Genomic DNA, 659 nt, shown 5'->3' on the forward strand with positions numbered 1-659 from the left:
CTAATACTCCATTATGATATGGATCCTCTTTTAATTTATCATATCCACATATAGGACATACATATTTTTCGTTCAAAACATACACCACCAATGGAATTCTTAATTCAAATTATTCTATCTTATATTTATCCGCAATAATTTTTGTATCTCTTATATTAAGACTGCATTTCCTCGCTATATCTTCATAAATATTTAATCCATTGCTATCTGCAAAAAATATAGGAAAAGATAAATCAAAACTGCCACAAATACTCACAGGAACTTGTATGAAATGAAATGTGGCAAAGATTAATTCCCTTGTCGATAATCTGGTTAAAAAACTTATTATTTCTTCATCGTCCACCAAAAATAAAAATGAATCATTTTTTAAGTATCTAATCTGGTCAATAAAAAGTAATTTATCTTTATAGTCTAAACAGGATAAAATATTCAGCAAATCTATATTACTTAATTCATTTAGATAAAATTCTACAGCAACAGGCTGGCTTTTATTGACTTTATAAACTGTTTTCATAAATTTTACGAATCTATCTTCGTATTTAAGGTTGTGTTCTTCAAAAGAACACAATAATTTATCTGCTTCTTCAAAGGATAAGCAGTGGTTATAAATATCTAAAAATCCATGAGTATATTTCTCAAAGCAACCTTTTATTTCTTCA

Annotated in this window: 1 protein-coding gene; it reads right to left on the reverse strand. The window is 26.9% G+C overall.

Annotation, left to right across the window (positions count from 1 at the left end; translation table 11 throughout):
• Positions 1 to 109 precede the first annotated feature (109 nt).
• On the reverse strand, positions 110 to 659 hold a 550-nt coding region (locus L21TH_RS14525; RefSeq protein WP_034429698.1), incomplete at its 5' end, for a hypothetical protein.

This window comes from Caldisalinibacter kiritimatiensis (assembly GCF_000387765.1).
Lineage (GTDB): Bacteria > Bacillota > Clostridia > Tissierellales > Caldisalinibacteraceae > Caldisalinibacter > Caldisalinibacter kiritimatiensis.